This is a genomic window from Mesorhizobium sp., from assembly GCF_004963255.1.
Lineage (GTDB): Bacteria > Pseudomonadota > Alphaproteobacteria > Rhizobiales > Rhizobiaceae > Mesorhizobium.
The window spans coordinates 1-20,893 of record NZ_SUGA01000007.1 but is presented as its reverse complement, the minus strand read 5'-3'; the positions used below and the strand labels follow the sequence as shown (position 1 = coordinate 20,893).

The 20,893-nt window shown below is 64.0% G+C and carries 21 protein-coding genes; 11 read left to right on the top strand and 10 right to left on the bottom strand.

The features are described 5' to 3' along the window. Window positions 1–66 precede the first annotated feature (66 nt). A complete protein-coding gene (locus tag E5X34_RS10385; protein ID WP_292563791.1) occupies window positions 67–1,251 on the top strand; it encodes a glycosyltransferase in 1,185 nt (394 codons plus the stop codon). Window positions 1,252–1,388: 137 nt separating this feature from the next. Beyond that, window positions 1,389–3,668 carry an NADP-dependent malic enzyme gene (locus E5X34_RS10380; RefSeq protein WP_292563788.1) on the top strand — a complete coding sequence of 760 codons (2,280 nt, stop codon included), beginning with the start codon at window positions 1,389–1,391 and terminating at the stop codon, window positions 3,666–3,668. Between the two features lie 92 nt (window positions 3,669–3,760). Here E5X34_RS10380 and E5X34_RS10375 read toward each other — a convergent pair whose 3' ends face one another. The 3 genes from E5X34_RS10375 to E5X34_RS10365 all read right to left on the bottom strand — a co-directional run bounded on the left by E5X34_RS10375 (window position 3,761) and on the right by E5X34_RS10365 (window position 7,235). Further along, window positions 3,761–4,891 (bottom strand): porin, encoded by a 1,131-nt coding sequence (locus E5X34_RS10375; RefSeq protein WP_292563786.1) that lies wholly within the window; start codon window positions 4,889–4,891, stop codon window positions 3,761–3,763. 370 nt (window positions 4,892–5,261) lie between these two features. Further along, complete coding sequence (locus E5X34_RS10370; RefSeq protein WP_292563783.1) at window positions 5,262–5,960, bottom strand: antitoxin Xre/MbcA/ParS toxin-binding domain-containing protein; 699 nt, start codon at window positions 5,958–5,960, stop codon at window positions 5,262–5,264. Between the two features lie 282 nt (window positions 5,961–6,242). Beyond that, a complete protein-coding gene (locus E5X34_RS10365; protein WP_292563780.1) occupies window positions 6,243–7,235 on the bottom strand; it encodes an adenosine kinase in 993 nt (330 codons plus the stop codon). Between the two features lie 268 nt (window positions 7,236–7,503). On the opposite strand from E5X34_RS10365, the gene E5X34_RS10360 reads away from it, so the two are divergent. Both E5X34_RS10360 and E5X34_RS10355 read left to right on the top strand, forming a co-directional pair. Then, complete coding sequence (locus E5X34_RS10360; RefSeq protein WP_292563777.1) at window positions 7,504–8,415, top strand: EamA family transporter; 912 nt, start codon at window positions 7,504–7,506, stop codon at window positions 8,413–8,415. Window positions 8,416–8,508: 93 nt separating this feature from the next. Next, on the top strand, window positions 8,509–9,204 hold the full coding sequence (locus tag E5X34_RS10355; RefSeq protein WP_292563774.1) for a sulfate transporter family protein: 696 nt from the start codon (window positions 8,509–8,511) through the stop codon (window positions 9,202–9,204). On the opposite strand, the gene E5X34_RS10350 is transcribed toward E5X34_RS10355, so the two are convergent. The 5 genes from E5X34_RS10350 to E5X34_RS10330 form a co-directional block, all read right to left on the bottom strand. Next, entirely contained in the window at window positions 9,201–10,013 is an 813-nt protein-coding gene (locus E5X34_RS10350) for an isocitrate lyase/phosphoenolpyruvate mutase family protein (protein WP_292563771.1), read from the bottom strand. The genes E5X34_RS10355 and E5X34_RS10350 overlap by 4 nt on opposite strands. Before the next feature lie 79 nt (window positions 10,014–10,092). Then, on the bottom strand, window positions 10,093–10,947 hold the full coding sequence (locus E5X34_RS10345; protein WP_292563769.1) for a hypothetical protein: 855 nt from the start codon (window positions 10,945–10,947) through the stop codon (window positions 10,093–10,095). A 54-nt stretch (window positions 10,948–11,001) separates the two neighbouring features. Continuing rightward, window positions 11,002–11,661, bottom strand: a complete 660-nt coding sequence (locus E5X34_RS10340; protein ID WP_292563765.1) for an HAD family phosphatase — start codon at window positions 11,659–11,661, stop codon at window positions 11,002–11,004. After that, complete coding sequence (gene dut, locus E5X34_RS10335) at window positions 11,661–12,146, bottom strand: dUTP diphosphatase (protein ID WP_292563762.1); 486 nt, start codon at window positions 12,144–12,146, stop codon at window positions 11,661–11,663. The genes E5X34_RS10340 and dut overlap by 1 nt, the downstream gene beginning before the upstream one ends. Window positions 12,147–12,520: 374 nt before the next feature. Beyond that, a complete protein-coding gene (locus tag E5X34_RS10330; protein ID WP_292563759.1) occupies window positions 12,521–12,991 on the bottom strand; it encodes an Lrp/AsnC family transcriptional regulator in 471 nt (156 codons plus the stop codon). Between the two features lie 115 nt (window positions 12,992–13,106). On the opposite strand from E5X34_RS10330, the gene E5X34_RS10325 reads away from it, so the two are divergent. From E5X34_RS10325 to E5X34_RS10315, 3 genes are all read left to right on the top strand, one after another. Continuing rightward, a complete protein-coding gene (locus E5X34_RS10325) occupies window positions 13,107–13,361 on the top strand; it encodes a DUF6356 family protein (protein ID WP_126062975.1) in 255 nt (84 codons plus the stop codon). Between the two features lie 15 nt (window positions 13,362–13,376). Then, complete coding sequence (locus E5X34_RS10320; RefSeq protein ID WP_292563756.1) at window positions 13,377–14,177, top strand: class II glutamine amidotransferase; 801 nt, start codon at window positions 13,377–13,379, stop codon at window positions 14,175–14,177. Between the two features lie 132 nt (window positions 14,178–14,309). After that, window positions 14,310–15,110 carry a class II glutamine amidotransferase gene (locus E5X34_RS10315; RefSeq protein ID WP_292563753.1) on the top strand — a complete coding sequence of 267 codons (801 nt, stop codon included), beginning with the start codon at window positions 14,310–14,312 and terminating at the stop codon, window positions 15,108–15,110. Window positions 15,111–15,157: 47 nt separating this feature from the next. On the opposite strand, the gene E5X34_RS10310 is transcribed toward E5X34_RS10315, so the two are convergent. Together E5X34_RS10310 and E5X34_RS10305 are read right to left on the bottom strand one after the other, a co-directional pair. Further along, the gene (locus tag E5X34_RS10310) at window positions 15,158–16,228 is read right to left on the bottom strand and encodes an FAD-binding oxidoreductase (protein WP_292563750.1); all 1,071 of its coding nucleotides are present in this window, start codon (window positions 16,226–16,228) and stop codon (window positions 15,158–15,160) included. 66 nt (window positions 16,229–16,294) lie between these two features. Continuing rightward, a complete protein-coding gene (locus tag E5X34_RS10305; protein WP_292563747.1) occupies window positions 16,295–18,109 on the bottom strand; it encodes a winged helix-turn-helix domain-containing protein in 1,815 nt (604 codons plus the stop codon). A 204-nt stretch (window positions 18,110–18,313) separates the two neighbouring features. Between E5X34_RS10305 and E5X34_RS10300 the strand changes: the two genes are divergently transcribed. From E5X34_RS10300 to E5X34_RS10285, 4 genes are all read left to right on the top strand, one after another. After that, window positions 18,314–18,595, top strand: a complete 282-nt coding sequence (locus E5X34_RS10300) for a DUF4242 domain-containing protein (protein ID WP_042645797.1) — start codon at window positions 18,314–18,316, stop codon at window positions 18,593–18,595. 16 nt (window positions 18,596–18,611) lie between these two features. Continuing rightward, on the top strand, window positions 18,612–19,127 hold the full coding sequence (locus E5X34_RS10295) for a hypothetical protein (protein WP_050070857.1): 516 nt from the start codon (window positions 18,612–18,614) through the stop codon (window positions 19,125–19,127). A gap of 80 nt (window positions 19,128–19,207) precedes the next feature. After that, entirely contained in the window at window positions 19,208–19,444 is a 237-nt protein-coding gene (locus E5X34_RS10290) for a DUF1127 domain-containing protein (RefSeq protein WP_292563742.1), read from the top strand. Window positions 19,445–19,564: 120 nt separating this feature from the next. Continuing rightward, a partial coding sequence (locus tag E5X34_RS10285; protein WP_292563739.1) for a peptide chain release factor 3 occupies window positions 19,565–20,893 on the top strand: 1,329 nt, incomplete at its 3' end.

The window sequence follows — 20,893 nt, the reverse complement described above, 5'->3', positions numbered from 1 at the left end:
GGCATGTTGCCTCATGCCGTCGGCCGACATATGGATCGTGCGGGCCCATGAGAACATGGTGGGGCGATGAAGCAGGACGGACACGAGACGTTCGAGGAGATGGTCGGCCCCGCCGGCTCGCTCGGCCGCATTCGGCTTCTTGCCGCTAACCGAGCCAACCGAACCAGAACCAAGATCAAGGCGTGGACGCGGATACGGCTGCCCTTCATCCTTCCGGCGCGTGGGCCGCTTTCAAGCCTCGATGGCGGCATCGACATGCCTCTCCACATCTTCAGTCGCGATCCGTTGATCCTCTATGTACCTGTCGGCGGCAGGCGCCCTCTCTACGCGCTCGCCGCCTTCTGCCGACGCCTTGCGCCACGGCGCGCTACCTTCCTCCTGATGCCGAACTGGACGCTGGAACGGCCTGCCGTCGTCGAGCAGATACGCAAGGATCTCGCCTGGTTCGCCAAGGTTTGCCCCAAGCACGAGCTGATCTTTCTCTGCAACACAGAGGAAGAGCGACGCCTGATTGCAGGCGTTGGCGGCAATGCGATCTTCTCCAATCACAATCTGATGATCTCGGAAGACGTCTTCCGGCCGCTGCCTGACGTGCCGGTCGAGTTCGATGCCGTCTACAATGGCCGCATCTCGCACACCAAGCGGCACTATCTCGCCTTCGAGATCGAAAGACTGGTTCATGTGACGTCCTCGATCGGCGAATTGCCGCCGGCCGGCGACCGCGCCTTCATCCGCCGCCTGCAGGCGCAATCGTCGCTTCACAGCATCGCCAATCCGCTCATCGATGGCCTGCCCGGCCGGCTGACCGCCGCCGAGGTCAACCGCGTCTACAACCAGGCCGCGGTCGGGCTCTGCCTGTCGGCGGTGGAAGGGGCAATGTATTCCAGCATGGAGTATCTGCTGGCCGGGCTGCCGATCGTCTCGACACCGAGCATCGGCGGCCGCGACGTCTATTTCGATCCGGACTACTGCATCATCGCCGAGCCGGAGCCGGCCGCGATCCGCCGCGCGGTCGAGCGGCTTCGCGACCGCGCCATACCGCGGGAGGAGATTCGCGGCCGCACGCTTGAAAGGGTAAAGGCGGAACGGTTGGAACTGATGGCTTATCTCTCGGCGCTTAAGCGACGGATGGGAAGCGATGATCCGCCCTTTTCCGAATGGCCGTTCGCCGGCACCTCTGGGCTGACGCGCTGGGCTTCGGTCAGCGAACACCTGCGCGAGATTGCCGCGATCTCATCAGGCAAGATTTGACTGTCGCCGGCAGCGCGGAGGAACGCCGTCACTTGATCGCTTGGCGGTTTACAGCGGCTGAGTATGGCCTTAAGCGGTAGTTCAAAAGAATGCGCTCGCCTCAAGAGCGCGAATTGGTGAGGAAAACGTCAGGTATCATGGCCAGGAAAACCGAAAGCAGCGGCCCCTCCGTCAGTCCCGAGGAGGCGCTGGAATTCCACGCCATGGGGCGGCCCGGCAAGCTGGAGATCGTCGCCACCAAGCCGATGGCGACGCAACGCGATCTGAGCCTCGCCTATTCGCCGGGCGTCGCCGTTCCCGTGCGCGCCATCGCCGAGGATCCGAGCCGCGCCTTCGATTATACGACGCGCGGCAACATGGTCGCCGTCATCTCCAACGGCACTGCCATCCTCGGCCTAGGCAATCTCGGCGCGCTGGCCTCCAAGCCGGTGATGGAAGGCAAGTCCGTGCTGTTCAAGCGCTTCGCCGATGTCGATTCGATCGACCTTGAAGTCGACACCGAGGATGCCGACGAGTTCGTCAACTGCGTGCGCTTCCTCGGGCCTTCCTTCGGCGGCATCAATCTCGAGGACATCAAGGCGCCGGAGTGCTTCATCATCGAGCAGCGGCTGCGCGAATTGATGGACATCCCGGTTTTCCACGACGACCAGCACGGCACGGCAATCATCTCGGCCGCCGGGCTGATCAACGCGCTGGAGATCACCGGCCGCGACATGAAGACCACCAGGATGGTCTGCAACGGCGCGGGCGCTGCCGGCATCGCCTGTATCGAACTGATGAAGGCGATGGGTTTTTCGCCGGAAAACATCATCCTGTGCGACACCAAGGGCGTGGTCTTCCAAGGCCGCACCGAGGGCATGAACCAGTGGAAGTCGGCGCATGCGGTCAAGACCGAGGCGCGCAGCCTTGCCGAGGCGCTGGACGGCGCGGACGTCTTCCTCGGCCTGTCCGCCAAGGGCGCGCTCACCACCGCCATGGTGCAGTCGATGGCGAAGAATCCGATCATCTTCGCCATGGCCAATCCCGATCCGGAGATCACTCCCGAGGAAGTGGCCGAGATCCGCACCGACGCCATCATGGCGACGGGCCGCTCGGACTACCCCAACCAGGTCAACAATGTTCTGGGCTTCCCCTATATCTTCCGGGGCGCGCTGGATGTGCGCGCCACCACCATCAATGACGCGATGAAGATCGCGGCGGCCCGGGCGCTGGCCGAGCTGGCGCGCCAGGACGTGCCGGACGATGTCGCCGCCGCCTATCAGGGCAACCGGCCGAAATTCGGCCCCAACTACATCATCCCCGTGCCGTTCGACCCACGCCTGATCTCGGCGATCCCGCTGGCGGTGGCCAAGGCGGCGATGGAGTCCGGCGTCGCCCGCAAGCCGATCCTCGATCTCGACCGCTATGCGCAGGAACTGTCGGCCCGCCGCGACCCGATCGCCTCGACCCTGCAGCGCATCTACGACCGCGTGCGCCGCCAGCCCAAGCGCATCGTCTTCGCCGAAGGCGAGGAGGAGCAGGTGATGCGCGCCGCCGTCTCCTATGTGAACCAGAAGCTCGGCACCGCGATCCTGCTCGGCCGTGACGACGTCATCAAGGACAATGCCCGCAATGCCGGCATCGACTTGAACAAGCAGGGCATTGAGATCATCAACGCCAGGCTGTCGCGCCGCAACGGCATCTACACCGACTATCTCTACGAGCGCATGCAGCGGAAAGGCTTCCTGTTCCGCGACTGCCAGCGCCTGATCAACAACGACCGCAACCATTTCGCCGCCTGCATGGTGGCGCTGGGCGATGCCGACGGCATCGTCACCGGCGTTACCCGCAACTATTCCACCGCGCTGGACGACGTGCGCCGCATCATCGACGCCAAGCCCGGCCACCGCGTGATCGGCGTGTCGATCGTGCTCGCGCGCGGCAGGACGGTATTGGTCGCAGACACCGCCGTGCACGACATGCCGAACGCCGAGCAGATCGCCGACATCGCCGAGGAGGCGGCTGGTTTTGCCCGCCGCATGGGCTACGAGCCAAGGATTGCCATGCTTGCCTACTCCACCTTCGGCCACCCGCAGGGCGAGCGCTCCGAACGCGTGCAGGAGGCGGTGCGCATCCTCGACAAGCGCCGCGTCGATTTCGAGTATGACGGCGAGATGGCGGCGGACGTGGCGCTGAACCCGCGCTCCATGGCGCAATATCCATTCATCAGGCTCACCGGCCCGGCCAATGTGCTGATCATGCCGGCATTCCATTCCGCCTCGATCTCGACCAAGATGCTGCAAGAACTCGGCGGCTCGACCGTCATCGGCCCTCTGCTGGTCGGCTTGAACAAGCCGGTCCAGATCGTCTCGCTCAACGCCAAGGACTCGGACATCGTCAACATGGCGGCGATCGCGGCCTATACGGCGGGGAATTGACGGGCCGGCGCGTCAAACGCCCTGCTTGGGATCAAACAAAAGGGCCCACTGCATCTGCCGCGGGCCCTTTCCGTATGAGGTGGTAGGCTCGATCAGAACGAGCGCTGGAAGCGGACGATGCCGCCGACGCTGTTTTTCTTGTCGGCCTTGGTCCAGTTGAAATCGTCGGCGTCGCCGAACTTGCCGTCGTGGACATAGTCAACTTCAGTCGTGATCGTGAAGCCGGGAACGATCGTATAGGCTATGTTTGCCGCAACGGCGGCGTTCTTGGCATCATCAGCCGAGACCTGGAGGTTGAACGAGGTCTTCTCGTTGAACTTGTAGGTGCCGCCGCCCCAGACAGCCCAGTTGCCGCCCCACGGCTTGTAGAAGCCGCGGCCTCGACCTGGGATCGCATAGGCCGGATCGTTGAGATTGTCGTCGGTACCATAGCCGCCCATGATGAACAGCGACACCTCTTTGCTGACATTGACATCCAGGCGGACCTTGCCGGCTACTTCCTCGTAGTTGCTGTCATAGGCGACGACGCCGGTGAGCGCGCCCCAGTCGCCCTTGTACTTCAAGCCACCGACCACATGGGGAACATAGCTGTCGATCGTGCCGGAAATGCCCGTCGAGCCCGTGGTGTCCGAACCTTCTTCGAGCGAAATCACGCCCGTGATGCCGCTGCCGGCGTCGAAATAGTAGCTGACGACGTTGGTGTCTTTCTGCCCGTAATGGATCAGCGTGTCCTGGATGACGTTGCCGGCGTAGCCGATAAACGCGTCATACGGCGTTTCATCCTTACCGACGCGCAGACCACCGAGTTGGATCCAGGCGAAGCTCAGAGAAACACTTGTGGCGCCCCCGTTCGGAAAGTTGAATTTGGTCTCGGTGTAGGTCTTCAACGTGCCAAGCTCGGTTTCCTGGCCGGTCCAGGTCTTCAGGTTGAAGCGGGCGTTCTTCTTCCAGGTGTCCTGGGCGTCGCCGTCCTCATGGTCGGTGGCCGTGCGGCCATCGAACGAGCCGACATCGCCCACGCCGGCGTCGTAGCGGACATAGCCGCCGACGCGCAGGCAGGTCTCGGTGCCGGGGATGTAGAAATAGCCGGCGCCATAGACGTCGCAGATCTTGACGTATTCGGCCGGTTCCGGCTCGGCGACGGTCACCGCGTCGGCGGCGCGGGCGCCCGAAACTGCGATCAAGGCCGCAGCGGAGCCGAGTAGAAGGCTCTTGATGTTCATTTTCTTGAATCTCCAGTCAAAGGTTCAAGACAGGCCTGACATGCCGTTCGGCTTCTGCCACCCCCGTCCCCATCGTTGAAAAAACACGCGCACCGGCGCCGCTTCTTCGCTCCGGACATGGCCCAATCGGCGGTCGCGTACAACAGAGATTGTGTCGGAAGGGCGGCTTTTTGAATCTTATAGACGTCTTGTTGCGCAAATATCACGTCATATATTTGTAAAATTGGGACAAATTGCACAATCTATACAATCGAAACACAAGGTATTCATGAGAATGTGCCAAATGTGCCAATTATTACAGTTGTATGACAGTCAATTATCCGGCTAAACTATACCGCCGGCTGCGCCGAAAACGTATCGCCGGGTCCGCTCAGGACACGGCGCGCGCGGCGCGGACCACGTCCGTGACCATGTCTTCCCTCAGCATCTCGATAGGGACACGGCCATTAAGCTCGGGCGCTGGGCGGGTCAGCCAGAACCAGGCAAGCCTCGGATTGCCGATCGCCGACAGCACGTCGCTGATTCCCAAAACCGGTCTGCCGTCGACGAACTGGGCAAGCGGGAAGACATGCTTGCGGCCGCCCTTGCGCAACGCGACGACCTCGCCGCGCCTTTGCCAGCGATGCAGTGTCGAGCGCGGGATGCGCAGCTTCTCTTCCAGATAGGTCGAGCCGGCAACCTCGCCGGCCCAATCCTCAAGCAGCATCGATTGAAGACCGGCCGCGCGTTCCGCGATATTTTGAAGCCTTCCCGCCTCCGGCGGCGCGCGCCCGGAAGCCGGATCGGACACCGCCGGACCTCCGCTTGCTATTCTCTCGGGCACCATGCGGAAGAACTCGGAGATGAGCGCGGTCCAATCGCCCTTGAAGGAATCGATTGCATGGCGCTGCGCCAGCGGCAGGAGGGGGAGGGCGGCCGCCACGCTGCCTGCGAGCGCGCTGGCTGAGGCCAGGGCCTGCGCATCAAGCAGGACACCTTGCTGCATCAATGTCTGCTGCACGGCTTCGGTCACTAGGCCTGCCAGGGTCTCTTGCGAAATACCCTCGGGCGGAGTCTGAAGTCTGGTCATGCGTTCGTCTTGTGGCCCGCGCCCCTCCCCAGGCGCCGGCGGCTGCTGAAATTCTATCGCGGAAAGCACAAATTGCGGCGGCAATTGACGCCGCGACCCGGCAGCTTGCTGGCTTGCATCTTCACACCCCTGGTTTGACGTGCCGAAATGTCAGTCGCGGAACGCCCTATCCTGCGTGTAGGAGCGCTCTGTGACACGGGCGCGACAGACAGGCCGGTTCCGAGCCTGTCCGCGATGACGCGACGGTACGGCGTTCTTATGCAATTTGCCTCGCTGGGCTGTTTAGAGCAGCCCTGCCTGCTCCGCCTCGCGACGCAGGTTCTGGCGCGGGCGCGGGCCGATCTGCTGGATCACCAGCCCGGCGGCCAGCGAGCCGAGGTCGCCGCAATCCTTGAGGCTGCGTCCGGTCGTGTAGCCGTAAAGGAAGCCTGCGGCATAGAGATCGCCGGCGCCGGTCGTGTCGACCAGTTCCTTGATTATCGTCGCCTCGATGGTGACGGTCTCGTCGCCGCGCACGATCACCGAACCTTTTTCGGACCGGGTGACGGCAGCTATTTTGCAGTCCTTGCGGATGGCGTCGAGCGCCTCCTCGAAGGAAGCGGTCTGGTAGAGCGACTTGATCTCATGGCTGTTGGCAAAGACGATGTCCACGGTGCCCGAGCGCATCAGCTCGAGGAACTCGTCGCGGTAGCGGTCGACGCAAAAGGAATCCGACAGCGTCATCGACACTTCGCGCCCCGCGGCATGAGCCAGCTTCGCCGTCTGGCGGATGGCCTCCTTGGCGCGCGGCGGATCCCACAGATAGCCCTCGAAATAGGTCACCCTGGCGCCGGACGCCTTGTCGGCCTCGACATCCTCGGGCCCAAGCTCGACGCAGGCGCCGAGATAGGTGTTCATCGAACGCTCGCCGTCGGGCGTGACGAAGATCATCGAGCGTGCGGTCGGCGGCTCGCCCGCGAGCGGCCTGGTGTCGAAGGCCACGCCCTGGGCGTGGATGTCGTGCGTGTAGATTTCGCCCAGCGCGTCGTTCGACACCTTGCCGAAGAAGGCGGCGCGCCCGCCGAGGCTGGCGACGCCGGCCGCCGTGTTGCCGGCACTGCCGCCGGAAGCCTCGATCGCCGGTCCCATGCGGCTGTAGAGCAATTCGGCTCGCCTGGCGTCGATGAGGTTCATTGCCCCCTTGATGATGCCGTTGGTCTCGAGAAAAGCCTCGTCGCACTGCGCGATGATGTCGACAATGGCATTGCCGATGCAAAGCACGTCATATTCCGGCATCAAAATCTCCGCCAAGAACCACTCCGGCTATCTGGCATGCCGGCCGGGCGCGGGTCTAGCGAGTTGCCGCTGCTTTGCCTACCCCGAAAATCGCCATCGCCTTCCATGACGCCGCCCTCGCCGCCGATGTTCGCCGGCTGCTGCAGCGTTCGCATCGAAACTGGCTCATATCGGCCGCCGCCCTCGCCGCTATGGTTTCACGGCGATCGAAACATTTCCGCGCCGCTATCGGCTAGAAGCGGATTGTTTCCGCAGACGGAAGGCAGAAATGTCCGAAAAGACCGAAATGCCCACCGACCTCGCGCTGCTCGGCGCTCTGGCGGTGCTGTGGGGCGCCTCCTACACCTTCATCAAGATCGGCGTCGAGACGATCCCGCCTGTCACCTTCATCGCCGCCCGTACCCTGATCGCCGGGGCTATCCTCTTCAGCATCATCCGCTGGCGGGGCCTTGCCATGCCTGCCGATGCGGCAAGCTGGCGCCGGTTCGCTTTCCAGGCCTGCCTCAACAGCGTCGTGCCCTTCACCCTGATCGCCGCCGCCGAGCGCTCGGTCGATGCCGGCCTTGCCACCATTCTCAACTCGACGTCGCCGATCTTCACCTTCCTGCTGACGGCGTTGATCACGCGCCATGAGCCCGTCACGTCGCGCAAGCTCGTCGGTGTCGGTGCCGGCATCGTCGGCATCTGCCTCATCATCGGCACGGAGGCGCTTGGCGGGCTTGGCCGCCAAATGTGGGCGCAGCTTGCGATCGTCATCGCGACGGTCTCCTATGCCGGGGCGGCGATCTTCGGCCGCGGCTTCAAGGGCTTCGACCCGATGATCCCCGCCGCGGGTTCGATGCTTTGCGGCGCGGTGATGCTCGTGCCGCTCAGCCTGATCGTCGACCGGCCATGGACGCTTGCGCCGTCGGCGGCATCGATCCTGGCCCTGCTCGGCCTGTCGGTCTTCTCGACGGCGCTGGCCTTCGTCATCTATTTTCGCCTGATCCACACGCTGGGCTCGGTCGGCACCACCTCGCAGGCCTATCTGCGGGTGCCGATCGGCGTCGGCATCGGCGCCGTCTTCCTGGGCGAAAGCCTGGGGCCGGCCGCTTGGGTCGGCATGGGTTTCGTCGTCGCCGGCGTTGCGGCAATGACCATTCCGGCCAGGCGGGCAGGAGCGATCACGGGAAAGGCGTGAAGGCCGGGCGAGGATCTCGCCTTGCAGTTGCGCCGCTCTCCCTCGCCGCCTATCTCGGGGGCGTCGTTTCTCGATGAGGGGTCTGCACCCGCCGTGATCCTAGATGCTGCCCGCGCCGCCGCCAGCCGGCTGTTCTCGCCTGAATTCCGCTCCGTCTTCCTCAAGACGCTGGGGCTGACGCTGCTCGCTCTGCTGGCGCTGTGGCTCGGCCTGGAGAGCCTGCTCGAATGGCTGGCCTGGCCTTGGCTGCAAACGCTGCTGCCGGGCCTGCCGTCCTGGGCGGGGTGGCTCAGCGCCATCATTGCCGGCATCGTGCTGGCGGTGGGGATGGCTTTGCTCATTGCCCCGGTCACGGCGATCGTCGCCGGTCTGTTCCTCGACGATATTGCCGAAGTGGTCGAGCGCACCGATTATCCCAACGATCCGCCCGGTCGTGCCGTGCCGGCCTTGCATTCGCTTGCGCTGGCGATCAAATTCTTCGGCGTGGTGGTCCTCGGCAACATCGTGGCGCTGCTCTTGCTTCTGGTGCCGGGCATCAACATTGCCGCCTTCTTCATCGTCAACGGCTATCTGCTCGGCCGCGAGTTCTTCGAATTCGCCGCCATGCGTTTTCGCCCCGAGGCAGAGGCCAAGGCGCTGCGCCGCAAATATGCCGGCACGGTGTTCCTGGCTGGACTGGTCATCGCCGTGTTCCTCGCCGTGCCGCTGCTCAACCTTCTGACGCCGCTTTTCGCGGCCGCCATGATGGTGCATCTGCACAAGGCGGTTTCGGCGCGGGGCCCGGTCTAGTCCTGCTCGGCCGCGCCGCCGCGGAACAGAGCCTGCAGCTTGCCGAACGGCATCGCCGCCCGGGTGAAGCCGAAAGTGCCGTCCTGCTGGATTTCGCGCGCCGCCGTCTCCAGCATGCCATAGGCGAAATTGGTCAGCCACGGCCCGAGCGAAATGCGCTTGACGCCGGCCATGGCGAGGTCGGCGATGGTGAAACCGGGACGGGCCATCACATTGACGGGCCGGCTCACCGACGAGCAGATGGTGCGCACCGTTTCGACGTCGCCGATCCCCGGCGCATAAAGCACGTCGGCGCCGGCCTTCTCGAAGGCCTGCAGCCGCTTGATGGTGTCGTCGAGGTCCGTCTTGCCCCAGAGGAAATTCTCGGCCCGCGCGGTGAAGACGAAATCGCGCTTGAGTGCCCTGGCCGCCTCGACTGCGGCGGCGACGCGTTCGGTCGCATGAGAGAAATCGTAGATCGGGTTGGCCGGGTCGCCCGTGTGGTCCTCGATCGAGCAGCCGGCGAGCCCGGCGGCTTCCGCCGCGAAGATGGTTTCGGCGGCTTGCTCGGGGCTGTCGCCCTTGCCGCGTTCGAGATCGGCCGAAACCGGAAGGTCGGTTGCCGCGGTCACGTCGCGGCAATGGTGGATCATGGCTTCGAAGGTCACGGCGCCGTCCGGCAGGCCGCGCGAGAAGGCGAAGCCGGCGCTGGTGGTCGCCAGCGCCTTGAAGCCGAAGGAAGCCAGAAGCTTGGTCGTGCCTATGTCCCAGGGGTTGGGCATGACGAAGGTGGAGGCATGCAGATCGCGAAAAATCTTGCCCTTGTCCATGGCGAGTCCTCAATCATGAGCGGGGTCCTGCGAGGAATTTATCGCGGCCGTTCGACCCGGGCAAACGAATGCGCTTGGATCAGAAGCGTTTCTCGTTCTCTGCTGACAAACGTTTGAAGGCATCTGAATCCGCCACGTAGCGCGACGTTTTCTTGTCCCAGTGATAGGTGACGGAAATGTCGTGCGAGACTGCCTTGGGCGCCGGCTCCTCGCAGCTTTCACCGCTGGCCTTGGTGGCGTCGGTCACGGTCACCCTGATCGCGGCATACGGCTTTTCACTTCCGCGCGTCTGGAAGGAAAGGTCCTGAGTGCGTTTGTAGGCGCAGACATTCTCGTCGAATGTGTTGATCTGGTCGATCGGTTCGAAGCGATCGTTGCGGACCAGGATCAGGATCGTGCCGACATAGCCCTGGTTCGAATTGAAATGGGTGCTCATGGTAATGAGCGCGTCGTCGCCGGGACCGATCGCGAGCTTTCCCGGATCGCGAAAATAAGTGCTCTGGTCGGTTCCGACATTGACGGCGTCGAGCAGCTTCGGCTTGCCGGTGACATCGTAGAGCGCCAGCACGGCAAATCCTTCGACGCTGTCTTGCGCCTGGCCGAGGTCGAAAAGCATCGTCAGCCGCTCCTTGCCGCCGGCCTTGATGGCCAGCACCGCAGCGTTCGGCAGGTTGATGGTTTCGGGCGGCGATCCGCCATCGTTGCCGCCGAGGATGTTACGCATCTCGATCGGCGCGCTGCCCTTGTAGAAACCGTCGTCGCCGGCCTGAAGGTCAGGCACGATCATTTTGGCAAGGTCGAAATAGGTGACGTCCTGATGTCCGGGAATGGTGCTGCTTAGTTCCGGAAAGCCGACGGCCTGGGCGCGCGCGACCGTCCATATGGAAGGCAGCAGCAGGCAGGCGAGCATGAGACGGGATAGAATGGAAATCATCGAAAACACCCCCGGGGCCGCACGCTAGCACGGAGTCCTGAAGTGTACAGCCGATCAGCGGATCGGCACCAGGCCAGCAAGTTCCCGCATGTCGTCGAACAGGATGCCGCCGGCCGCCGCGAGGCCGTCACGGTCGGTGAACGGATCGGCGTAATAGGAGAACACCCGCATGCCGGCGGCAATGCCGGCTTGCGTTCCCGCGACGCTGTCCTCGATGACGATGCAGTCGGCCGGCGCGAAGCCCGTCGTCTTGGCCGCATGCAGGAAGAGGTCCGGGAACGGCTTGCCGCGCCCGACCATGGTCGAGGAGAACATGGCATGCTCGAACAGCGGCAAAAGCCCGGTTTGGCCGAGCGTGATATGCATTTTCGAGACCCGAGCCGAGGAGGCGACGCAATAGGCGATGCCGGCCGCGCGGACAGCTTCGACGAACTCACGCACATAAGGGATCGCCTCGACGCCGTGCGAAAAAAGATCCGGCAGGCCGGCATTCCAGCGCTCGACGAAGTCGGCGCCGAGCCTGACCTCGGTCGCCTCTTCGATCTCTTTTTGCACCGAGACCATGCTGCGGCCGGAAAAATGCCTGCGGCAATATTCGAAGCTGGTCGTGAAGCCGGCGGCCGTGAGCCATTCGGCGAGGCGTCTGTTGGCAAGGTTCTCGGTATCGACCAGGACCCCGTCGCAGTCGAAAATGACCAGCTTTGGAATTAGCATCAAGCCGTGCCGGTCGACCCGAAACCGCCGGCGCCGCGCGTCGTGCCGCCGGCGAGTGCCCGCTCCTCGACCGTGATCTGGGTCACGGCGGCAAAGACGATCTGGGCGATGCGCATGCCGCGCGTCACCGCGAAATCCTCATCGCCGAGATTGACCAGCACCACTTTCACCTCGCCGCGATAGTCGCTGTCGACGGTGCCGGGCGAGTTGAGGACGGTGAGGCCATGCTTGAAGGCGAGGCCCGAGCGTGGCCGCACCTGGCCTTCCATGCCTTCGGGGATTTCCAGGACAAGTCCCGTCGGTACCAGCACGCGTTTCCCCGGCAGGATGAGCAGCGGCCGGTCTTCCGGAACCGCGGCCCGCAAATCCATGCCGGCGGCGCCCGCGCTCTCATAGGCCGGCAGAGGCAGGCCTTCGCCATGCGGAAGCCTGACGAAACCGACGGTGGGGCCGATGACGGAGGAAGGATGGACAGCCGTGCGCATGAGCCCATTCCTATGGGAGTGAATGCCGATTCGGTCAACTCTGGCCGTGACGCTATCCAAGGCTTTCTTTGAGGCGTCACGATGACTTCGCTTTCCAGCGAGGACGTGTGGACAAGGTTGTTACGCTGGTGGAATGCTCACTTGGCGATTGGCGAGAACACCCATCACGTCGTCATCCACGGGCGGAGCAAGGAGCGAAGCGACGCGCGCAGACCCGAGGATCCATGCCGTTACGTTGAAACGATGCTGACGGCGCAGAATTCTGCTCCGCCCCGTTCTGCGGCCGGGGTCACGGAATGGATCCTAGGGTCTCCGCGACGGAGCTTCGCTCCTGCTTCGCCCTAGGATGACGAAGTTGAGAGGCCTTGGCTACCTCACCGCAGTTCCACCGGCACCACGGTCGTCTCCTTGATCTCCTCCATGACGAAGGAAGCCGAGACGTCCGACAATGCCACCTTGGCGATCAGCCGCTGGTACAGGCGGTCATAGGCCTTCACGTCGGCGACGCGGGCTCTCAGCACATAATCGAGGTCGCCCGACATGCGATAGACGCCGGTGATCTCGGGAAAGCCGGTCACGGCAGCTCGGAATTTCTGCAGCCAGTCCGGGTCATGATTGGAGGTGCGGATCAGGATGAAGACGGGGAGGCCGAGGCCCAGCTTCTCGGCATCGACCAGCGCGACCCGGCCGGTGATGATGCCGTCCTCCTCGAGCCGCTTGACGCGCCGCCAGCAGGCGTTGCGCGACAGCGCCACGCGCTCCGACAGCTGGTCGACGGAAAGCGTGCCGTCGCGCTGCAGTTCTGCCAGCAATCTTCGATCGATTTCATCGATTTCATGGACCATATGGGGATGAATGTCCCAAAATTATCCAATATTCAAGGACAATTTGAGATCGATGAACCTTTGCCTCGTGGCAGGTTACCCAGAATCGGGGCTCATCCCGGCAGGAGGGATCACCATGACGACTAGGCTTACGGCACTCTTCACCGCTCACCCGGCCAAGGTCGGCGAGACCTATTTCGGCCACATGGCTTTTGCTGCCTGGTTCTGCTCGCGCCTGTCGATGGCCGCGGGCGCCGCGCTCGTTCACGCTTTCTTGCCATTTCTGTTCGAAACTACGGCGAGCCGAATCGTTCGCGAGCTCTATGAGCGCACGCACAATCGAGGCTCACACGCGGTCAAGGAGCCCCAGGCTCTGATGGATCGCGCCTAGGAATGGTGGAAAGCGATGTGCCGGTGGGCGGCCTATCTTGGTGAAGCGGTCTTCCTCGAAGACATCATCACAGCGCCCTGCCACTCGCTGATCGCCCAGAGCCATTGCGCCCAGGAAGCCAAGTCGCCGACCAATGGCGACGGTTTTGGTCTGGCCTGGTATGGCGACCGGCCGGAGCCCGGCCTCTATCGCGACATCCTGCCGGCCTGGTCAGATCCAAATCTGAAAAGCCTCTGCCGGCAGATCAAATCCGGCTTGTTCCTGGCCCATGTCCGCGCGTCGACCGGTGGCGCCACCAGCCGCATGAACTGTCACCCGTTCATCTCCGGCCGCTGGTCGTTCATGCATAACGGTCAGATCGGCGGCTTCGAGAAGATTCGCCGAGCGCTGGAGAACTCGCTCTCCGACGAAGTCTTCGACCAGCGCGAGGGCACCACCGATTCCGAGCTCTTTTTCCTGCTGATGATCGATCAGGGGCTGGCGACGGACCCGCAAGGCGCCGTGTCGCGGGCAACCGGCCGCGTCGTCGAAGCCTCGCGCCGCGCCGGCATCGAGCCGGCATTGAAACTGACGGCCGCCTTTTCCGATGGCGAGGCGCTCTACGCCGTGCGCTATGCCACCGACGACCATGCGCCGACGCTCTATACCGGCGCCTTCGCTAGGCGCGCCGGCCACTGCGTCGTCTCCGAACCTTTCGACCGCGACGGCGGCGATTGGCAGGCGATCCCGCCCTCGAGCTTCGTCACCATGACGAGGGGCGGCACCAGCATCCGGCCGTTTGCGGCGGCCGTAGCCCCGCTGGCGCTGGCGGGCTGAGCCAAGGATCAGCAAAACATAAGCTCGGCGTAAGGACGTTAAACCGTTGCCCTGTCATCTGTGGCGCCCAACGAGCGGCGAATGGAAATCATTCGCGCGCTTGAAAACGCCTGAGGAGAGGATGACAGGACAATGTGCAGGTGGGCTGCCTATCTCGGCGACGCGATCTTCCTCGAAGACGTCATCGCCGCGCCTTCCCATTCGCTGATTGCCCAGAGCAGTCACGCGCGGGAGGCGAAAACTCCAACCAATGCCGACGGCTTCGGCGTGGCCTGGTATGGCGATCGGCCGGAGCCGGGCCTCTACCGCGACATCCTGCCGGCCTGGTCCGACCCTAATCTGAAAAGCCTTGGCCGGCAGATCAAGTCGGGGCTGTTCCTTGCCCACGTCCGCGCCTCGACCGGCGGCGCCACCAGCCGCATGAACTGCCACCCGTTCATCTCGGGCCAGTGGTCGTTCATGCACAACGGCCAGATCGGTGGCTTCGAAAAGATCCGGCGCCGGCTGGAGAACGCGCTTTCCGACGCGCTGTTCGATCAGCTCGAGGGGACAACGGATTCCGAACTGCTCTTCCACCTGATGCTCGGCGAGGGACTCTCGATCGACCCGTATGGCGCGGTGTCGCGTGTCACCAGTCACGTCATCGAGGCCTCGCGCCGTGCCGGCATCGAGCCGTCGCTAAAGCTCACGGCCGCCTTCAGCGATGGGAAGGCGCTTCACGCCGTTCGCTACGCCACTGACGATCACGCGCCGACCCTCTATACCGCGGCCTTCGCCAAACGCGCCGGACGCTGCATCGTCTCCGAACCGTTCGACCGCGATGGCCGCGCATGGCATGAGATTCCGCAGTCGAGTTTCGTGACCATGACCCGAGACAGCGTGAGCATCCGGCCTTTTGCCCCAGCAACGGCCCGGTGGGCGCTCTACGGCTAACCATAGAGCGCTACCTCTCCACAGACGTCGCCCGGCAACGAGTTCGACTACGCAAAACGCTCCATCCCGTAAGGCTTGAGCAGCGGATCGCGGTCACCGTCGAGGATTTCGCGCGTGGCAAAGAGACCGACGGCCGGCGCCAGAGTGATGCCTGAATGCATCACGGCGATGTAAAGGCCTCCGACGCCCTCGGCGCGGCCGATGATCGGAAAGCCGTCGGCCGGAGTGGGGCGGTAGCCGACCGTGTGGAAGTCGAGTTCCAAGTCGTCAGCGCTGCGTAGGGCAGCCTTGGCCACCGCAAACAATTCCCGCGCGGTGGCTTCCGCGTTTTCGCCCGGATCGCCACCGGCGAAATCCGAGCCGGCGATGATGCGACCCTCGGCCGTCTGGCGCATATGCAATCTCTCGGCATGCACCAACCCGTTGAGCAGCTTCTTGTAGGGGCGGGAATGCACGATCAAGCCGGGCGGCGTCTCGATCGGCAATTTGACGCCAGCCGTTGCAGCAATGGCCGGCGCACCCGCGCCGGCCGCGATGACGATGTTGTCCGCGCTGATCGCTTCACCGGAGACCACCGCGCCGGTGACCCGGCCTGCAGTCAATGCCAGCCTCTCCACTTTGCCGGCGATCACGCGCGCGCCGAGCCGTTCGGCGTCCGCCAGAAGCGCCTTGGCGGTTGCCACCGGCTCGGCGACGCCTTCCTCCGCGACGTAGACGGCGAAATCGGGAGGCGCGACAAGGTTGGGCTCGATCTCTCCCGCCCGCTTGGCGTCGACGCGCTCGATGCCATAGCCCCATGACGAATGCTCGGCCGCATAGGCTTCGAGCCTGTCCGGCGGCAGGTCGAAGCACAGGCCGCCGCACCAGGCGAGCGGTAGTCCGGGCACGTCCTTCGCCAGCCTTTTCCATTCGGCCATGGCGCGGATGCGCAACCGGAAATAGATCTCGGGATTGCCCCAGCTTGCGTTGATCCATGCGAAGGAATTGGGCGTCGCGACACCGCCAGCGCCACTCTCGGAAACCACCGTCACCCGCGCGCCGGCTTTCGTCAGGTGCCAGGCGATAGAAGCGCCGATGATTCCGGCGCCGATGACGATGACTTGCTTTGTGCTGTTCATGCTGGTCCTTCGGGGAGATGTTCCCCGTCATGCCACCCTACCGTCCGGACCTCAAGCAAGAAGCGGCTACGCGCTGTCCGCTATTGCCTTCTGGCCCCCGGCGAGCAGGCTCGCCAGCTCTTCACAGCGCCGCATGAGACGTGACGAATCGACCTTCTTCGCGACCGCCAGCGCCGTGCCGAGCTCCAACTCCGCGCCAGTATGATCGCCGAGCTGGATGAGCAGCGCCGCGAGCGAAAGCCTGGCGTCCGCGCAGTTGGTCGGCGAACCGATCTCGGCCCAGCGCTCGCATGCGGTCTGCAGCTCCCGCACCGCTTCGGTGAAGCGATTTTCCAGCATCGACAGTTCCGCCTTGGCCTCGGCGGTCAATGCCCGGATCGAGGCCATCGGCCAGCGTTGCGGTTCGCTTTCCAGCTCGGCGATCACCGCTTTCGCGCGCTCCAGCCGATCGGTCCGCGCCGCTGCCTTGGCGAGCGTGGCGAGAACCATGCCCCGACGCTGCAGCGTCGGCCAGCCGTTCCCGACAAGCGATCGCTCAAGGGCGCTGAATGCGGCTTCCGCCTGGCCCAGCTCCATCTGCAGCAGCGCAAAGCCTGGCTGCGGATCCCAGCCAGCGGCATGGGACGCGCGGTAGGCTGCATCCGCCTCGGCGAAATCGCCTGCGGCGAGATGGATGTCGCCCAGCACACGTAAGGCATCGCCTTTCGCCCAGGGCGCATCGAGCGTAAGCTGATCGAGCGCCGCGCGCACCAGCGCCTCAGCCTCCCTCAGCGTGCCATGGACGCCGAGCACCTCGGCCCGATGCAGCCGACACGAGCCCGTAAGTTCCTCCAGCCCATGCCCTCTGCACCAGCCCTCGTAGCTGAGGCTCCATTGGTTGGCTCGCGCCCAGTCGCCGAAATTGCGGCAGGCCCAAAGGATGTTGCAGTAGAGGATGCCACCGACGATCGGGTCGACATCGCTGGAGAGGCCGAGCGCGGCGGCAAAATCCTGGTCCTCCTGACCGGCTTTTGTTTCCCCGAGGCAGAGCTTGAAGAAGCCGCGATAGATAAGGCCGAGCGATTCCACGACTGGATCTTCGAGATTTTTGCCGACCTCGAAAGCTTGCTCGGCAAGAGCAAGCGCATGCTCCGGCTCTGCCTCCGCGCCCTTGATGCGCGCGCCCATCCAGCACCAGAGGCCATGTTCCCTGCTCTCGGTCGCTTTGTCGATCAACTGCGCGGCTCGCTTATGCCACCCCTTGGCTGCAGCAAGCTCTCCTCTTTCGAGATGAATCATGGCGAGGGTGATTGCCGGGGAAGCCGCCCGCAGGCGTTCGCCGGCCATGCCGTATTCCGTCGCCGCGCGCGTCAGGAGCGGGATCGCTTCTGAGGGCCGCCCCATGCATTCCAGCGCCAGCGCCCATTCTTCGAGGTCGGCCGTCAGCAACTCGTCGGCGGCATCTGCTTCCCTGAAAGCGGCCGCAGCCTCGTGCCATTTTCGCGCCGCGACGGCCGCGCGTGCGGCCAAGATTTGCATGCCTGGGCTGGAACGCCTGCTGCCCGTATCGGACGGCGCCGGCCCCTTTTCCGAAGTGGCTGGCTGGTCGAGGCAAATACGGTAGCCGAAGCGAGGCAGATTGCGCAGCGCCGCCTCCATGCCGCCCTGGCGCAGAACGCTCCGGGCCAGGCTGGCGACACGCTGCAGCGAAGCCTCGGTCACGGTCACGCCCGGCCAGAGCGTTTCGAGCAACTCGTCCTTGCTCAAGGCGCGGTCCTGGTGGCGCAGCAGGATGGCGAGGAAATCGAAGACGAGGGGCTGCACCTCAATCTCGTTTCCGGCGAGACGAATGGCGCGGGAGCTCTCGTTAAGCTCGAAGTCGCCGAAGCAATGAGTTCCCATCGGCAGCGATCCCGGTAACGGCAATAGGCAAAGGATCAGAACAAGATAAGGACGGCGTAAGGACTGTCGGCCGCCTGTTCCGTAATTCTCCGTCTGCCTGGCGGGCCAAGCGAGAGTTTACCTCAGCTGCCCCAGGGATGTCACCGGCACCGATTTGGTCGAGCGGCCGGCGGCATTTGAACCTCAGATCAAGGAGATTGTGACATGCAGAAATACATCATCGAGCGCGAGATCCCGAAGGTCGGCACTTTCGAGCGCGAGCAGCTTCGCGACGCGTCCAGGGCCTCGAACGCAGTCCTTGCCGAGCTCGGCCCGGACATCCAGTGGGTGGAATCCTTCGTGGCGGACGACAAGACTTTCTGCGTCTATCTCGCCAAGGACGAAGCGATCATCCAGCGCCACGCCAAGATGAGCGGCTTCCCGGCGACCAAGATCACCCAGGTCAAGCGCCTGTTCGATCCGACGACGGCCTACGCCGCCGCCTGATGGGAGGGGATCGATCGTGAAGCGCTTTACGGAAATCGTCCTTGCCGTCGGCGTCTCGGCGCTGCTTTGCGGCACCGCGGTCGCCCATGACATGCCCGATCCGGTGCTCAACCGGTCTCGGGACATGGCGGCCAAGTACCTCGACATCAAGGTCGCCAAGGCGGACGGCTACCAGCAGCTGTTCGAATGCACGACGCATGACGAGCACGGCACGATGGGAGTCCATTTCATCCATCCCGGCCGCGCCGGCGACGGCAGGCTGGTCCTCGGCGAACCCGACGTGCTGACCTACGAGCCGGAAGCCGATGGCTCGATGCAGCTTGTCGGCATGGAATACATCGTCTTCGAGAAGGACTGGAAGGGCAAGGGCGTTCCTGAATTCCTCGGCCGCACCCTGCAGCGCAAGACGACGGTGGGTATTCACCCGGTGGATCCCTACTACGAGCTCCATGTCTGGCACTGGCGGCACAACCCGGCCGGCATGTTCGCCGACTGGAACCCGTATGTGAGCTGCGAGCACGATCGGTCCTGACGTCTCGTCGGCACAACCTCCCGGGAGGGCCGTTGACGGCCCTCCCGCTTTCATCATTCAATCGCAAGGGAGATACGACCATGTCCATCCTTGGACAGGAATTGATCACCGACCGGACGGTTTTCAGGCGCCTCTTTGCCGCAGCCGTCGAAACCTGCCGCTCCGGCATAGTGTTCGTGGTGCGCATCGTGCGCATTCGCAGGGACCGGGCTAGGCTGGACGAGCTGCCGGATTATCTGCTCCACGACATCGGGGTCGGGCGCTCGGAGATACGGTGGATCACCAGGTACGGACGCAGGGAGCATGGCGAGGCCTGACTATGACCGGGGCTCTGCCGTGGCGGCCAATATGCCTCCCGGCGAGCCGATCTGCGTGAAACTGTCGACATGCCTGGTAAGCGCTGCTAGAAGCCGGCGCCACAGACAGGATTCCAAAAATTGGCAGAAGACATCGAACAGGCGGTCGCGCGCCGCCGCACCTTCGCGATCATCGCCCACCCTGACGCCGGCAAGACCACGCTCACCGAAAAGCTGCTTTTGTTCGGCGGCGCCATCCAGCTTGCCGGCGAGGTCAAGGCCAAGAAGGACCGTATCCAGACGCGGTCCGACTGGATGAAGATCGAGCGCGAGCGCGGCATCTCGGTCGTCACCTCGGTGATGACCTTCGAATATGACGACAACGTCTTCAACCTGCTCGACACGCCCGGCCACGAGGATTTCGCCGACGACACCTACCGCACGCTGTCGGCGGTGGATTCGGCAGTCATGGTCATCGACGCTGCCAAGGGCATCGAGCCGCGCACGCTGAAACTGTTCGAGGTCTGCCGGCTGCGCGACATCCCGATCATCACCTTCGTCAACAAGATGGACCGCGAGAGCCGCGATCCGTTCGAGATTTTGGATGAGATCGAGCAGAAGCTGGCGCTGGACACCGCGCCCGTCACCTGGCCGATCGGCCGCGGCAGGACCTTCTCGGGCACCTACCATCTGGCGCAGAACGCGGTGCGCAGGAGCGACGACGAGAAGGAGCGCACGCCGGTCAACGGTCCGGATTCCAACCGGGTTGCGGGCTTGCTGCCCGAAAACGAGCGCAACGACTTCATCGAGGAACTGGAGTTGGCGCGCGAGGCCTGCCGGCCTCTCGATATCGACGCCTTCCGCGAAGGCCATCTGACGCCCGTCTATTTCGGCTCGGCACTGCGCAATTACGGTGTTCGGGACCTGATCGAGGCGCTCGGCGCCTACGGCCCGCCGCCGCGCGCCCAGGAAGCCGATGAGCGTACGGTTGAGGCGACGGAGGAGAAGATGACCTCCTTCGTTTTCAAGATCCAGGCCAACATGGATCCAAACCACCGCGACCGCATCGCTTTCGTGCGCGTCTGCTCCGGCAAGCTGGAGCGCGGCATGAAGGCCAAGCTGGTGCGCACCGGCAAGCCGATGAGCCTGTCCGCGCCGCAATTCTTCTTCGCCCGCACCCGCGTCACCGCCGACGAGGCCTTTGCCGGCGACGTCGTCGGCATCCCCAACCATGGCACGCTGCGCATCGGCGATACGCTGACCGAGGGCGAGGAGATCCTGTTCCGCGGCGTGCCGAACTTCGCCCCGGAAATCCTGCGCCGAGTGCGCCTCGGCGACGCCATGAAGGCCAAGAAGCTGAAGGAAGCGCTGCACCAGATGGCGGAGGAAGGCGTCGTGCAGCTCTTCTCGCCGGAGGACGGCTCGCCGGCCATCGTCGGCGTCGTCGGCGCGCTGCAGCTCGACGTGCTG